Annotated in this window: 13 protein-coding genes and 1 tRNA gene; 12 read left to right on the top strand and 2 right to left on the bottom strand. The window is 42.3% G+C overall.

What is annotated here, in order from left to right:
- Positions 1 to 67 precede the first annotated feature (67 nt).
- Positions 68 to 472: a DUF350 domain-containing protein gene (locus SHALO_RS10580; protein WP_069478500.1), complete on the top strand. Its 405-nt coding sequence runs from the start codon at positions 68 to 70 to the stop codon at positions 470 to 472.
- Between the two features lie 5 nt (positions 473 to 477).
- A complete protein-coding gene (locus SHALO_RS10585) occupies positions 478 to 1089 on the top strand; it encodes a pentapeptide repeat-containing protein (protein WP_069478501.1) in 612 nt (203 codons plus the stop codon).
- A gap of 51 nt (positions 1090 to 1140) precedes the next feature.
- Here the strand turns inward: SHALO_RS10585 and trpB are convergent, their stop codons facing one another.
- Both trpB and SHALO_RS10595 read right to left on the bottom strand, forming a co-directional pair.
- Positions 1141 to 2352 (bottom strand): tryptophan synthase subunit beta, encoded by a 1212-nt coding sequence (gene trpB, locus SHALO_RS10590; protein WP_174543304.1) that lies wholly within the window; start codon positions 2350 to 2352, stop codon positions 1141 to 1143.
- A gap of 72 nt (positions 2353 to 2424) precedes the next feature.
- Positions 2425 to 2500: transfer RNA gene (locus tag SHALO_RS10595), tRNA-Lys, on the bottom strand.
- 280 nt (positions 2501 to 2780) lie between these two features.
- Between SHALO_RS10595 and SHALO_RS10600 the strand changes: the two genes are divergently transcribed.
- The 10 genes from SHALO_RS10600 (at position 2781) to SHALO_RS10645 (ending at position 14067) form a co-directional block, all read left to right on the top strand.
- Positions 2781 to 5306, top strand: coding sequence for a [protein-PII] uridylyltransferase family protein (locus SHALO_RS10600; RefSeq protein WP_069478502.1), 2526 nt, complete (start codon positions 2781 to 2783; stop codon positions 5304 to 5306).
- A gap of 15 nt (positions 5307 to 5321) precedes the next feature.
- Positions 5322 to 7133, top strand: a complete 1812-nt coding sequence (gene glmS / locus SHALO_RS10605; RefSeq protein WP_069478503.1) for a glutamine--fructose-6-phosphate transaminase (isomerizing) — start codon at positions 5322 to 5324, stop codon at positions 7131 to 7133.
- 213 nt (positions 7134 to 7346) lie between these two features.
- Positions 7347 to 7721, top strand: a complete 375-nt coding sequence (locus SHALO_RS15750; RefSeq protein WP_069478504.1) for a helix-turn-helix domain-containing protein — start codon at positions 7347 to 7349, stop codon at positions 7719 to 7721.
- Positions 7637 to 8053, top strand: a complete 417-nt coding sequence (locus SHALO_RS15755; RefSeq protein WP_084010881.1) for a transposase family protein — start codon at positions 7637 to 7639, stop codon at positions 8051 to 8053. Before SHALO_RS15750 ends, SHALO_RS15755 begins: the two co-directional genes overlap by 85 nt.
- 48 nt (positions 8054 to 8101) lie before the next feature.
- Positions 8102 to 9892, top strand: a complete 1791-nt coding sequence (locus SHALO_RS10620; RefSeq protein WP_069478505.1) for a GGDEF domain-containing protein — start codon at positions 8102 to 8104, stop codon at positions 9890 to 9892.
- A 9-nt stretch (positions 9893 to 9901) separates the two neighbouring features.
- Positions 9902 to 10777, top strand: coding sequence for a radical SAM/SPASM domain-containing protein (locus tag SHALO_RS10625; RefSeq protein ID WP_069478506.1), 876 nt, complete (start codon positions 9902 to 9904; stop codon positions 10775 to 10777).
- Entirely contained in the window at positions 10774 to 11145 is a 372-nt protein-coding gene (locus SHALO_RS10630; RefSeq protein WP_069478507.1) for an HIT family protein, read from the top strand. The genes SHALO_RS10625 and SHALO_RS10630 overlap by 4 nt, the downstream gene beginning before the upstream one ends.
- Positions 11146 to 11223: 78 nt before the next feature.
- Positions 11224 to 12540, top strand: a complete 1317-nt coding sequence (locus tag SHALO_RS10635; protein ID WP_069478508.1) for a M99 family carboxypeptidase catalytic domain-containing protein — start codon at positions 11224 to 11226, stop codon at positions 12538 to 12540.
- A gap of 30 nt (positions 12541 to 12570) precedes the next feature.
- On the top strand, positions 12571 to 13812 hold the full coding sequence (locus tag SHALO_RS10640; protein ID WP_069478509.1) for an EAL and HDOD domain-containing protein: 1242 nt from the start codon (positions 12571 to 12573) through the stop codon (positions 13810 to 13812).
- Positions 13813 to 13860: 48 nt separating this feature from the next.
- Positions 13861 to 14067 (top strand): Rdx family protein, encoded by a 207-nt coding sequence (locus tag SHALO_RS10645; protein ID WP_069478510.1) that lies wholly within the window; start codon positions 13861 to 13863, stop codon positions 14065 to 14067.
- Positions 14068 to 14078: the final 11 nt, after the last annotated feature.

Here is a 14078-nt window from a genome sequence, read left to right on the forward strand (position 1 = left end):
CATTTTTTATAAACGTAGGTTAAAGTATTTTTGTATCTTTAGGTATAATTAAAAGAAAGGTCGTACTATGATTTTTCACTATTTGCTCTCCTTTGGGTTTTTCCTCGTAACCTCACTTGCCGTGCTCGCACTCTTCTTCTTTCTCTACGCAAAAGTCACACCGTATGATGACTACAAAATGATTTTTGAAGAGAACAACACCGCCTCTGCACTTGGATTTGGCGGCGCCATACTGGGGCTCTGCATTCCTCTTTACAGCGCACTTGTTAACTCCATCTCTTACCTTGATTTTGCCACATGGGCGATCATTGCGATGGTGGTTCAGCTTCTGTTTGCCTTTGGCATGACGCGTTTAGGTGGTAAATTCTCCGTTGAAAAGCACATCAGCAATGGCGATGTTGCCGTAGGCGTTTTAATGGCATTTATGTCAATCGCGATTGGTTTACTTAACGCTGGGTCAATGAGTTATTAAACGCTATGGGTGCGCCTTTAGAGACTATTAGCGATCGTATGGATGTCTTTGCAGAAACCTTTAAAGGGGTAAATCTGCATGGTGTCAAGATCACCAAAGCGGAATTTGATGACTGCACGTTTGTTTCGTGTGATTTCAGTGAAACCGTTTTTTCTTTTTGCAAATTTACCGAATGCCGTTTTGAAAACTGCAACCTAAGTCTCATGAAACCAACCAATACTAAAATGAGCGATGTGACGTTTACCTCGTGCAAAATGATCGGCATTGATTGGACAAAGGGTGATTGGAAAAGCCTGCTCAATCCAGGTCCCCTTCGTTTTCACGAGTGCATTTTGGATGATAGCAATTTTTTTGGTTTAGCGTTAGATGGCATCGTGATGAAAGAGTGTCGCATCAAAGAGGTCGATTTTAGGGACGCAACACTCAGAAGAGCTGATCTGAGCGGCAGTGATTTGAAGGGGTCGTTATTTAACAACACCCATCTGGAAGGGGCTAATTTTATTGACGCACAAAACACGATGATCGACATCCGAACCAATCACCTCAAAGGAGCCATTTTCAGACGCTTTGAAGCTCTTTTTCTTCTCGAATCGATGGGAATTGTACTGGTAGATTGACCTTTACATGTAAAAAGACGAAGAGGCTATCAAAACCTCTTCGTAACGCTTTTACATGTAATCTTCTGGCTTATAATTCGCCACCACAAAATCAATATCTTTATCGCCGCGACCGCTCAGATTCACCAAGATCGACTCGTACGGTTTTTCTTTCGCAAGTTTCATTGCAAAGGCGACTGCATGCGCACTCTCAAGGGCTGGGATGATGCCTTCATAATGGCTTAGATCGTAAAAGGCTTGAATCGTCTCCGCATCATTGGCGATGCCCACTTTCGTGCGCGCGATGGAGTTTAGATACGCGTGTTCTGGGCCAACGGAGGGGTAGTCGAGCCCACTCGCAACCGAATGAACGGCGGCGGGCTCACCTGCTTCGTTTTTAAGCATAATGGAGTTAAATCCATGCAAAATGCCCTCGCTTCCATAGGTCAAACTTGCGGCATGTTCACCGAGTTTTGTCCCTTTGCCTCCTGGTTCAACGCCGTACATTTCGCACGGATCGTCAATAAACGCGGAGAAAAGTCCCATCGCGTTACTGCCGCCACCAACGCAGGCGACCAAGTTATCAGGTAAATTTCCTGTCATCTCAAAAAATTGCTCTCTGGCTTCGATGCCGACCACACTTTGAAAGTCTCGCACCATCATCGGAAACGGATGAGGACCTACGACAGAGCCGATGCAGTAAATGCTGTTTTCGGGATCGTGTAAATACGCCACAAAGGCTGAGTCCACCGCTTCTTTGAGTGTTTTAGCCCCAAAGGTTACGGGCACCACTTTGGCTCCAAGAACGCGCATACGAACCACATTAGGATGCTCTTTGGCGATGTCGACTTCACCCATGTGAATCTCACACTCAAGCCCAAAATAAGCCGCCGCAGTAGCGAGTGCCACGCCGTGTTGCCCTGCTCCTGTTTCTGCGATCAACTTTTTCTTGCCCAGATATTTAGCGAGTAGCGCTTCGCCCATGCAGTGGTTGAGTTTGTGCGCACCCGTGTGGTTGAGATCTTCTCGTTTGAGGTAAATTCGTGCCCCTCCAACAAACTCGCTTAGACGTCTGGCATAATACACTGGTGTCGGGCGACCTTGGTAATGCTTGCGAATGTCACGCAATTCGCGAATAAAATTGTGTGAATTACCGATGGTCAGGTACGCCTCTTCGATCTTTTTAAACTGCTCTTCGAGTTCAGGTGGTAAAAACGCGCCACCAAATTTTCCAAAATAGCCTTTTGCATCAGGAAACGCCTTCAAATAGGGCTTTTGTATCATTTTTGTCCTTTACATGTAAAGATTTGATGAGGTATTATAGCTTAGAATGGTTGAGGGTGAAAGCGTAGAAAATGGTGGTCCGTGTAGGCTTCGAACCTACGACCCCATCATTAAGAGTGATATGCTCTACCAACTGAGCTAACGGACCAAGTATTATCAATTAAGAAATAAAAGCACCCAAGGTGCGTGGGCTTTCTGCCAAAGAAAACTCAGTGTTAACGTAGTTTTTAAAGCTTTGCTTTCAAAACGTGTTAAGAGTTCTATGCAAGAACTCTGATGAAATCGTACTCCCTTCTTCTTAAAACGAATGTTAAGGCATCGAGTTCATTTGCTAGCAAATTTTTGTCACAATTTTATTACACATTGTGTTAGAAACAAGCTTTTTTTTAGTATGATAACTAAGAGCAATATGAAACTAGGAATGTAGAATGGATATTGAAGAGATTATTGAAGATTTAATCGACCAAAATGCAAACGATTTTGAAATTTCCAAGTTGATTAAAGAGCATATCAAGAGCTATCTTGGCTCGCTCAATGAGATATTTGTTGAAAATCAAGGCAAAGACTTCCTCGTTAAACATGCCAAAAAAATCGACCAATTTATCATCCTCATTTACAAATACACCCTGCGCAAATACTTCGGAAACTACATGCCGTTTGTCAACTCCATTCCCGTTATTTTAGTCGGCATGGGAAGCTATGGAAGGGAAGAGCTGTGCGTCTATTCCGATGTGGATTTGATGGTGGTTTACAAAGCCCTTCCCGGTTATAACATCGAGCCGATGGTGCAATCCATGCTCTACCTCGCGTGGGACGCAGGGATCAAACTCGGGCACCGCACCCACAAACTTGAAGAGCTCGTTCCTGCAAGCAATCAAGACCTGACCATCAAAACCGCGATGCTGGAATCTCGCTTTTTATGCGGTTCAAAACTCTTGTGGATGGAAACCGAGCGGGAACTTTTAAAAATTCAACGCTGGCAGAAAAAAGAGGTTATCGCGCAGATCGTGAATGCTTATGAAGAGCGAAGGTCGAAGCATCCGATGAGTATGGAGCCCAACATCAAAGAGGGTGTGGGCGGCTTTCGTGATGCCAACACGCTCTCGTGGATCTGTAAAATTCTCTTTGGCAGTATTCGCATTCGTGACCGTGTGCCTGAGATCATCGATGAAGAGGAGTATCGGGAGTTTCGAAGCTCTTTGGAGTTTTTATTTCGCGTTCGCTCAGCCCTTCATCTCAGTGCCAAGAAAAAACAAGATGTGCTTAACCTCGAATTCATTCCCGATGTAGCGGAAAAGCTGGGGTTTGAGAACAAAATATTGAAAAATGCCCAGATGCAACTCGCCTCAAAAACAATGTCAGCGATGCACACCATTGATGTTACATGTAAGATTTTTATGCGCAAACTCACCGCCTCTATTTTGAGTCAACCGACACGCTTGAGTGCCCTCAAAAAGGGACGCGTAGAAAAAGGGCTTTACGTGGTTGAGAACTGCGTGTATGCCTCACTCAAAAAGCCAAGCCCCAGTTTGAGTATGGTATTAGCGGAACTGCAACAGTTTGATGACCCAAAACTGAACTTTGACATCAGCTACGTCCATTACATCAAAAGTGCTCATTTTACGTCGCACAATTCAAAGAAAATTTACAAGCAATTTCGCGCCCTCCTCTTTCAACACAATCTTTACACGCTTTTCAGCCTCTTGTACGAAGCTTCCCTTTTACAACAAGTGATTAAGCCTGTACGCCAAATCCTCAATCTTGCGCAGTTTGATGGTTATCACAAACTCCCTGTGGACATTCACTCCTTGCACACGCTCTATCATTTGGAGAACATCAAAGAGCCGTTCATCAAATCGCTTTTTGATGACCTCTGTCCAGAAGGTCGAGCTTTGATGAAACTGGTCGCGTTTTTGCATGACATCGGCAAAGGAAGAAAAGGCGATCACAGTGAACTGGGCGCTAAAATTTTCAGAGCGTATGCGATGAAGTTAGAGTTTTCAGAACAAGCGATTGAGACGGGAATAACGCTTATTAAGTACCATACCCTGATGAGTAATACGGCGAATCGTGAAGATATTTACGATGAAAGAGTCGTGCTTGCATTTATCTCAAAACTGCAAAGTCCTCAAATCTTGAAGATGCTTTATATCCTTACCTATGCCGATACCAACGCGGTCAACGACAACATTTACACAGGATTTGTCGCCAAATTACTGCGTGAGTTTTACAACTACAGCCTGGATATGTTTGACAAAGAAGAGCTCATCGATGAGACGACAAAACGTCTGCGTAAAGAGAACAGTCTCAAAAAGAGTCCTGAGTTTTTAGCCCTCTCCAAAGCGCTTCAGAAAAAAACGCTCAGCGTGCAGTCGAACTTCTTCTTTCTCAAACAAAAAACCAGTGCGATTGTGCAAATCGTCAAAGAGGCGGAAGAGACACCGATTGACTCGTATCGTTACAAAATCAGCAATGAAGATCACCTCAGCATCAATGTGATTCGCGGTCAAGCCTTTAACATCGGGTATCTTTTGGGAAAACTCACCTATTTGGACCTTGTGCAGATGGACATCTATAAACTTTTCGATGGCAAGAAATACTTCCAAATCGACTTTAACGAGAAGGTCGAGGCGTGTGATATTGAACTGATTTGTGAACTCGTCGACAACTCATTTGATATGAATAAAAAAGTGTCGCTGAAAAAGCCCATCATCCTCAAAGGGGAGATCGAGATCAACTGCGAACACTCCAAATCGTATGCACTGATGCACGTCAACACCAAGAACCAACACGGGCTTATGGCGTACTTTATGAGTGTCTTTGATGAGCATGGTATCGACATTGCAATGGCGAAGATTCAGACCATCAAGAATCGGACGCGAAACCTGCTTTTAATCGAAAAAACAGGGCTTTTATGCGACAATGGAAAAGATATTTTAGACTATTTTTATTAAAAAAAGGTGACGTTTATGTGTGGAATTGTTGGCTATATTGGAACAAAAGAGAAGCGAAATTTTTTAATCAATGGACTCAAAGAGCTCGAATACCGAGGCTATGATTCAGCGGGAATTGCGGTGCTTAAAGAGGGTGAAATCACTGCATTTAAAGCGACCGGAAAACTCTCTAACCTCAGCCATAAAGTGGAGCATTTTAGCTCTTCAGGCTTTGGCGTGGGCATTGGGCACACAAGATGGGCAACGCATGGAAAACCCACCGAAGCGAATGCACACCCACATTGGGGGCAATACTCCTACATCATTCATAACGGCATCATCGAAAACTACAAAGAGATCAAAGACGAACTCTTAAAAGATGGCGTCAAATTTTTAAGCCAAACCGACACCGAAGTTGCCGTGCACCTGTTTGAAAAAAATGTCAAAGAGGTAGGTGATTGCTTTAAAGCATTTGAGAAGACGATTGCTTCGTTGCAGGGTGCGTATGCGATTTTATTGATTACCAAAAAAGAGCCCGATGTGATCTTTTTTGCTAAAAATGCTGTGCCGTTGCTCCTTGGTACCAACGCCGAAGGCGAAGTCTACTTTAGCTCTTCCGATGCGCCGCTTGTCGGACTTGTCAATGAAGTTGTCTACTTGGAAGATGGCGAATACGGTTGGGCAAAAGACAAAGAGATTACCCTTCTGAAAGAGTTTAAGTCCCAACACCTTGATTTTAAAACCTTAACCCACGACAAAATTTCTGCACAAAAAGATGGCTTTCGTTACTTTATGGAAAAAGAGATTTATGAGCAATCATTAGTAGTAGCCGAAACATTGATGGGTCGCATTAAAGACAATTCGGTTGTTTTGGATGAACTCTCCCATCTTGATTTAAGTAGCATTGATGCGATCAAAATCTGTGCCTGTGGGACGAGTTACCATGCTGCACTCAGTGCCTCTTATATGTTTGAAAGGCTTGCGAAAATTCGCTGTAACGTTGAAATTGCCAGTGAATTTCGCTACAAAGAGCCTTTGCTTGATCCAAAAACGCTCTTTATTGTCATCTCCCAAAGCGGCGAAACGGCGGATACGTTGGAAGCACTAAAGATGGCAAAGCAGAGCGGTATGAGCACGCTTGCTATCTGCAATGTCGATAACTCTTCCATCGTACGCACTGCCGATATGACGATTCTTACGCGTGCTGGCATCGAAAAAGGGGTTGCAAGTACCAAAGCCTTTGCAACCCAAGTCGTTACCCTTTGGCTGTTAAGCCTTTTTGTGGGTGAAGCAAAAGGAACCATTGAAGAATCAATCTTGCAACGTGAGATTGCAGCCCTATTGCATATTCCCCTTGTTTTAAAAGTCAATGAGAGTGTGCATGAGAAGATTCGTCGTCTCTCCAAACGCTATTTGCATGGGCATGGCTTTTTCTTTATCGGACGCGATCTTTTCTACCCGCTTGCGCTTGAAGGAGCGCTTAAACTGAAAGAGATCAGCTATTTACATGCGGAAGGTTACCCAGCAGGTGAAATGAAACACGGCCCCATCGCACTGGCGGACAGTGAACTTTTTACGATTGCCTTAATGCCTAAAAATCTTTTGTACGACAAAATGAAAAGTAACGTTGAAGAGCTAGGTGCGCGTGATTCGACACTGCTCATTATCAGTCCAGAGCCTTTTGAATTAGCCGATGATTTTATTAAAACAACTCCTCAAACACATATGATGAGTGAGTTTTTTGAGATGATGATTATCACCCAGTTGCTGGCGTTAGAGATTTCGATCCGTTTAGGAAACGATGTGGATATGCCACGAAATCTTGCCAAAAGTGTGACCGTAGAATAATTACATGTAAGGAAGTGTGATGCAAAAAAAGCTCTCTTTGGTTATTGTTGGAACGATTTTTATCTCTTTTATGCTTTTAATAGACTTCTTTCATAACCCCCAAAAGGTCTAAAAATTGCTTTAAAGGGTGATGAAAACATATGAACGATTAAAACAGATAAGACCAGCGGAATTTAAACGGTTGGTAGGTGTAAAAAAAGAGACTTTTGAGGTGTGCTAGAAGTCTATAGTGAGTATCATGAGAAGAAGAAACAACAAGGTGGAAGACCAAATCGTCTTTTGCCAGAAACGCAACTTTTGTTGATGTTGGAATACTATAGAGAATATCGTAGTTTGGCACATATGGCATTTGATTATGAGATTAGTGAACCAACAGCATCAAGGATTATAAAAGAGGTAGAAACGGTACTGATACATTCAGGGAAGTTTTCATTACCTGGTAAAAAAGCATTGCATCAAGAGGGAGGAATTGAACTTGAATATATTGTCATTGATGCGACTGAATGCCCAGTGCAACGCCCAAAAAAAGACAATGGCGTTGCTACAGTGGGAAGAAAAAGCGTCATACTGCCAAAGGACAAATTGTGATTGATGTGAATTGTCGTATCATTTGTACCGCAATCAGTACACGCACAATGCATGATTTCAAACTCTTTAAAACATCTCGGTTACCTATCAAAAAAGAGACAAAAGTATCTGTAGACACGGGTTATCTTGGTATAACATCTTTGCATCCTAATACGGATATTCCAAAGAAAAAAAGCAAGCTACATCCACTTAGTATGGAGGATAAAATTATCAATAAAGCAAAAGCATCCCTACGCATTGTCGTTGAACATATTAATGCAAAAATAAAGACTTTTAAAATGCTTGGAGAAAAGTATCGTAACCAGCAGAAAACGATTTGGATTACGCTTTAATTTGATCTGTGCTTTGATTAATTTTGATCGTGGTTTTAGGATTATTTGATGGGTTATGAAAGAAGTCTAATGGTCATTTTAGCGTTTTCCATTCGCGATCTTGGTATCAAAAATGCGGAAGAGAAAGCACAAATCATTGCGGATTTGGTTCAAGATGGACTCTCCGCGCATATGCTCAGTGGCACGATGGATCAAAGAGAGTTTTTTCTCAATAAAATCAGCACTGCCAAAGGAGTCGAAGCACTTTGGGTGGTTCGTAGTGAATCGGTCATCAAACAGTTTGGAAAAGGCTTCAATAACGAAGTGGTTCGCGATGGAATCGATGAAAAAACACTCCAAACAGGACTCGTTCACAAACAAAACGAAGAGAGTTCACACAGTGCAAAACTGCGCATCAGCACCCCTTACATTGCCAAAGAGAATGGCTCACCTAACTGTATGCAGTGCCACCAAGCCAAAGAGGGTGAAGTTTTAGGCGCGATCAGCATTGTGTTTAATATCAATGAAGTGCGCACCAACGGTGTTATCACCTCCTTAGGCATTTTGTTGCTTTCCATTTTCATTATGCTCTTCATTTTTTTCGTCATCAATCGTTCCATGAAGCCACTGATGGAGCTTTTCGATTCGATTACCTTTGTGATGAATAAGGCGCAAGAGGGTGACTACAGCAGACGCGTTCGCTTTAGCGGTAGCGACAAAGAGTGCCACAATGTGATGTTTTGGATCAATTCACTCCTTGAAAAACTTGAAAATACACTCAATGACATTGAAGTCACCGTTAAAAAGTTTTTAGCCCTTTCACCCAACCATCAACCTGACCTTCTTTTGGATGCACAAGCAATTGTGCACGAGCTCTCCGACATTTATCAGTTTAAACGCACCATCGAATTTGATGAAGACAAAGAGCAGGTGTATCGACGTATTGGTTCTATTTTACAGCACGATTTGGGGCTTGAAGATTTTGTCTTAATCGAATCAGGCAAAGATGCGATCAACCCAACCATTGTCTTTGATGCTTCCAGTCAAAAGCGTACCATTGACCCGACGTGTAGGGCACTTCGCACCAAACAAGCCGTTTATTCCGATCAGTTTAGAAATATCTGCGAATCGTGTGACTCCTGTGCGCATCATTTGTGCATTCCGTATCTGATCAGCAGTGATTTTGAACTTTTGCTTAGCATTTGGACCACGACACCTGAAGCGTTAGCGCACACCAAAGAGCAACTGCCTAAAATTCAAAACTACATCGACGCCGCACGCCCAGAGTTGGTGAGTAAAAACCTGACGGAAATTTTAAAAATCTCCTCTACCACTGACGCGTTAACAGGACTTTACAACCGAAAATACCTGGATGAGTACATCGAAAAAGCGCTCTCTCAAGCCAAACGCAATGGCATTGTGTATGGTATTTTGATGATCGACATTGACTTTTTCAAAATGGTCAACGACACCTACGGACACGATGTTGGGGATCGCGCTATCAAGGCTTTATCACACATCCTCAAAGAGAATATCCGAGAAGCCGATACCGCCTTTCGCTTTGGTGGCGAAGAGTTTTTGATCTTGCTGTATGAATGTGAAGAGACCATGGTCGAAAATATCGCCAATAAAATACGCATGGCCTTTGAAAAAACACCGATTCAATCCAATAATGGAGCGACCTTTAACAAAACACTCAGTGTGGGTGTATCGATTTTTCCGAAAGATTCAGACTCTATTTGGAAGTGCATTAAGTTTGCAGATATTGCGCTTTATAAAGCAAAAGACAGTGGTCGTAACTGTATTAAACGTTTTGAACTCAATATGCTTGATGAGCAAGAGCTCAAAAACGCCTTCTAACACGCCTGTATGAAATTTTACCGCGTCTATGTTGAGCTCACCAATATTTGTGGGCTCAAATGCAGCTTTTGCCCGCCTCAAGTCATCCCATCGCAGTCGATGTCGCCTGCTTTTTTTGAGCATATCTTAGACGAACTTGCTCCCTACACGAAGGAGATTGCGTATCACATGGGGGGCGATCCACTTACGCTTTCGCAGTTAAAAGCCTATTTGGATCTTACATGTAAAAAGAATTTTAAAGGCGTGCTCACGACCAGTGGCTACTATTTGGGCAAACATGACCTTCACACGCTGATGCACCCAGCGCTCAAGCAGATCAATATTTCACTCAACAGCTACAATAAAAACAGTATGCCGCTCTCGTTTGAAGCGTACATGGAGCCTATTATTGCATTGTGCAGGCTTAAGAGGGAGCAAAATCCAGACCTGTTTATCAACCTTCGTGTCTGGAATATGGACGCCTCTCAAAGTGAAAAAACCTTCAATGAAAGGCTCTTTGCTTACCTTGAAACCGCCTTTGACATCCCTTTACATGTAAAGCGTCTTTATGAAGAGAAACCTCGCTCCATCAGGCTTGAGAGCAAGATTCTGCTTCATTTTGATCATTACTTTGAATGGCCCTCCTTAGACTCTTCGCATCACTCGGAAGGAAAATGCTTAGGACTGAGCTCACATTTTGGTATACTCTCTAACGGAGCCGTCGTGCCGTGTTGTTTAGACAAAGATGGGGTGATGGAGCTGGGGAATTTACATATAAACTCACTGAAAAGCATTTTAGAAACCCCAAGGGTTCATGCCATCATTGACGGATTTAAACACCACAAAGCTGTGGAGCCTTTATGCCAAAAATGCCACTATAAACACCGATTTGAGGAGAACGAATGAGCGAAAAACTTTACGAAAATAGCTATTTTTATATTTTACGTGAAAATGCCACGATTCCGTGGGTGAAAATTTTTACACAACATCCTTACAAAGAGCTCAGCGATTGCGATCCTGAAACCCAAGCAGCCCTGCTAAAAGCGATGCTCGTTGTTGAAGAGACGATGCGTTTTTACTACAATCCTAAAAAAATCAACATTGCGATGTTTGGCAATTATGTCCCACACCTGCACATTCACATCATGGCACGGTTTGAAGAAGATTCACACTTCCCTGAGTCGATGTGGGGCGTTAAGCAGCGTGAATCAACCCTGTTTCTACCGAGTTTTGAGAACTTTGTGACCATTTTACACAGCAAGTTAGCCTCCTAGGCGTACTTTTGGGTAGAATTTAATCTCCCTTTTGCTAAGCTTTTTGGAAAAAATTTAAACTAATTATAAAGATACTGAATGAAAAAAATCTCTCTGGGCCTTTGTCTGTTACTTTCAACGTACGCATTTAGCGCAAATTTACACTACTCACTGATCAAAAAAGAGAGTGGCAAAGAGGGCAGCACGCTCCTCATTATTGGAGGTATTCATGGCGATGAACCTGGTGGCTATTTTGCACCTATGCTTCTTGCTAAGCATTATAAAATTGAGAGTGGCAATCTTTGGGTCGTGCCAAACCTCAACTTCGACAGCATCGTCAAAAACGCGCGTGGTATTAACGGCGATATGAACCGTAAATTTGCCAAAATGGAACCCAAAGATAAAGATTTTGAGATCGTGACAGAGATCAAAAAACTGATCCTTCATCCCAAAGTCGACTTAACACTCAACCTCCATGATGGTCAAGGGTTCTACCGTACTCGCCAAATCAACAAAGATTTTAACCCAAAAGCGTGGGGACAAGCAACCATCATCGATCAGCAAAACATGCCCAATGCCAAATACGGAAACCTTGCAGAAATCGCTAAAAAAGTCAATCAAGAGACCAACGTGGATCTCATTGAAGACGTGCATGAATTTAATGTGAAAAACACCAACACCAAAGAGCAAGATAAGGCGATGCAACAAAGCCTAACCTACTTTGCGATTACCAATAACAAACCCGCTTTTGCGATTGAAACCAGTAAAAACATCACCGATCTTTCGCACAAAGTTTTTTACCAACTCAAAACCATCGAAAAATTTATGAACGAAATGAATATCAAATATACACGCTCGTTTGAGTTATCGCAAGAGACCATCAAGAAACTTTTGAGTGATGATGGCATACTGGAGATTCCACCGACCAAAATTACACTTGATCTTGCAACGCTGAAGCCTTATATTAAATTCTTCCCCATGAGTAAAGGCACATTGGTCTATAATAGTACCAATCCTCTTGTTGCTGTGCTTAAAGAGAAAGATGAATACAAAATCATGAATGGCAACATCTTGGTTTCAAAACTCAAGCCTGACTTTTTTGAGTTTGATGAATCGTTAAACAGCGTTGGATTGATCATTGATGGTAAAAAAATCAGTGCTAAAATTGGCTCACTCATCCGTGCGAAAAACAGCTTTCAAGTTGAGTCCATTAACGGATACCGTGTGAATATCATTGGGTATTCTAAAAACGGTGTCACCAATGAAGTGGGAATTAAAGTAGAACCGAAAGATTTCATCCAAAGCTACGCAATTGATAAAGATGAAACCACCTATATGGTACAATTTTACAAAGATAAAAAGTTTTGCGGTATGATCAATATTAAATTTGAAGATGAGAAAAAAAGCAAAAAATAGCCTTCCGTAGTATTAAAAAAGGAGCGCCATGTGAGTACCTATGTCGGTAGGCAACCGATTTTTGACAAAGAGGGTGTATGCTTTGGGTATGAGCTCCTCTACCGCTCATGCGATGCCAACAATGCAGCAACCTTTCAAGACAATGCCAAAGCCACGGCACGCGTCATTGTAAACCTCATTCACAATATTGGATTGGCTCCTATTATTGGTACTAAGAAAGGATTTATCAATGTTGATGAGACGATGCTCTTTAGCGATGCGATTTTGCTGCTTCCTAAAGAGTACTTTGGTTTTGAGATCTTAGAGCATACCAAAGTCTCTCTCGCCCTTTATGAGCGCGTCAAACACCTTCATTCGCTTGGGTATCATTTTTCACTGGACGATTTTGACTGCAGTGATACGATGATCAAAAACTATGAGCCCCTTTTCCCGTACATTGAGATCATTAAAGTTGACATTCAAGCCATCACACTTCCCAATCTTTCAGAGTCCGTTGAGAAGATTCAAAAGTACAACATCCCTCTTTTAGCCGAGAAAATTGAGACGCATGAAGAGCATGAAGCCTGCTTACAACTACCTTTTCAGTTTTTCCAAGGTTACTTTTTTGAGCGACCTATCATCTTAAGCGGTCGTAAAATCGAACCCTATACGGAAAATGCGTTAAGGCTGATCACCTGTATTCAAGAAAACAGCGATGTTGTCTTCATCTCTCATAAATTTGCAACCTGCCCTGATCTTGTTTACAACTTGTTGCGCCATGTCAACTCTGGTGCGTACCATTTTAAACAAAAGATTACCTCCATTAAGCAAATGGTAACCCTTTTAGGCCCTCAAAAAATCACCTCATGGTTGGGACTTTTCCTCTATGGAACCCCACACAACCGCCCTTTTGGCACAGAGATCTTTAACAACGCCAAATTTCGTGCCAAAGTGATGGAGGAACTCACCCTTACATGTAAAAAACCCGAACTTGCCAACAAAGCCTTTTTAACCGGCAGTCTCTCGTTGATTGACGCGTATCTGAGCATCCCGATGTATGAGTTCTTAAACCATGTTCAGCTGGATGACGAGATCAAAACGGCGCTACTTTTTCGAGAAGGCTATTTAGGAGAGTTACTCAACATTAGCATTGAGATGAACCATGCGAATGATGCAGAAGAGATTCTTAAAACACTCAAAGACAACCCTTGCTTTAGTGCGAAAGAGCTTTATGAAGCCTGCATGAAAGCCACGATCTTTGTCGAAGAGAGTGAGCAAGAACATGAAAATTAAGGAGATAAGATGGAGATAGTCATTTTTTATTGTACCCGTTGAGGCTATATGCCACGAGCTTTCCGTGTGAAAGATGAAATTTTAAGTGCGTACCCCAAGGCCAATGTATCGTTAAGTCCCAAAACAGGCGGTTTTTTTGATGTTGTCGTCAATGAAAAAACGCTTTTTTCAAAAACAGAGAAAATCGGCACCACCATGGAGCGTTTTCCTGAAAGTGGCGAGATCGTTTTATTGCTTCAAAAAGCAGGTTTTTAACCTTTACATGT

Origin of the sequence: Sulfurospirillum halorespirans DSM 13726 (assembly GCF_001723605.1) — a bacterium.
Lineage (GTDB): Bacteria > Campylobacterota > Campylobacteria > Campylobacterales > Sulfurospirillaceae > Sulfurospirillum > Sulfurospirillum halorespirans.

What these genes read in the sequence shown, in the direction of transcription:
- SHALO_RS10580 (WP_069478500.1), top strand. Translation starts at nt 68, where the DNA reads ATGATTTTTCACTATTTGCTCTCCTTTGGGTTTTTCCTCGTAACCTCA.
- SHALO_RS10585 (WP_069478501.1), top strand. Translation starts at nt 478, where the DNA reads ATGGGTGCGCCTTTAGAGACTATTAGCGATCGTATGGATGTCTTTGCA.
- trpB (WP_174543304.1), bottom strand. Translation starts at nt 2,352, where the DNA reads ATGATACAAAAGCCCTATTTGAAGGCGTTTCCTGATGCAAAAGGCTAT.
- SHALO_RS10600 (WP_069478502.1), top strand. Translation starts at nt 2,781, where the DNA reads ATGGATATTGAAGAGATTATTGAAGATTTAATCGACCAAAATGCAAAC.
- glmS (WP_069478503.1), top strand. Translation starts at nt 5,322, where the DNA reads ATGTGTGGAATTGTTGGCTATATTGGAACAAAAGAGAAGCGAAATTTT.
- SHALO_RS15755 (WP_084010881.1), top strand. Translation starts at nt 7,637, where the DNA reads ATGCCCAGTGCAACGCCCAAAAAAAGACAATGGCGTTGCTACAGTGGG.
- SHALO_RS10620 (WP_069478505.1), top strand. Translation starts at nt 8,102, where the DNA reads ATGGGTTATGAAAGAAGTCTAATGGTCATTTTAGCGTTTTCCATTCGC.
- SHALO_RS10625 (WP_069478506.1), top strand. Translation starts at nt 9,902, where the DNA reads ATGAAATTTTACCGCGTCTATGTTGAGCTCACCAATATTTGTGGGCTC.
- SHALO_RS10630 (WP_069478507.1), top strand. Translation starts at nt 10,774, where the DNA reads ATGAGCGAAAAACTTTACGAAAATAGCTATTTTTATATTTTACGTGAA.
- SHALO_RS10635 (WP_069478508.1), top strand. Translation starts at nt 11,224, where the DNA reads ATGAAAAAAATCTCTCTGGGCCTTTGTCTGTTACTTTCAACGTACGCA.
- SHALO_RS10645 (WP_069478510.1), top strand. Translation starts at nt 13,861, where the DNA reads ATGCCACGAGCTTTCCGTGTGAAAGATGAAATTTTAAGTGCGTACCCC.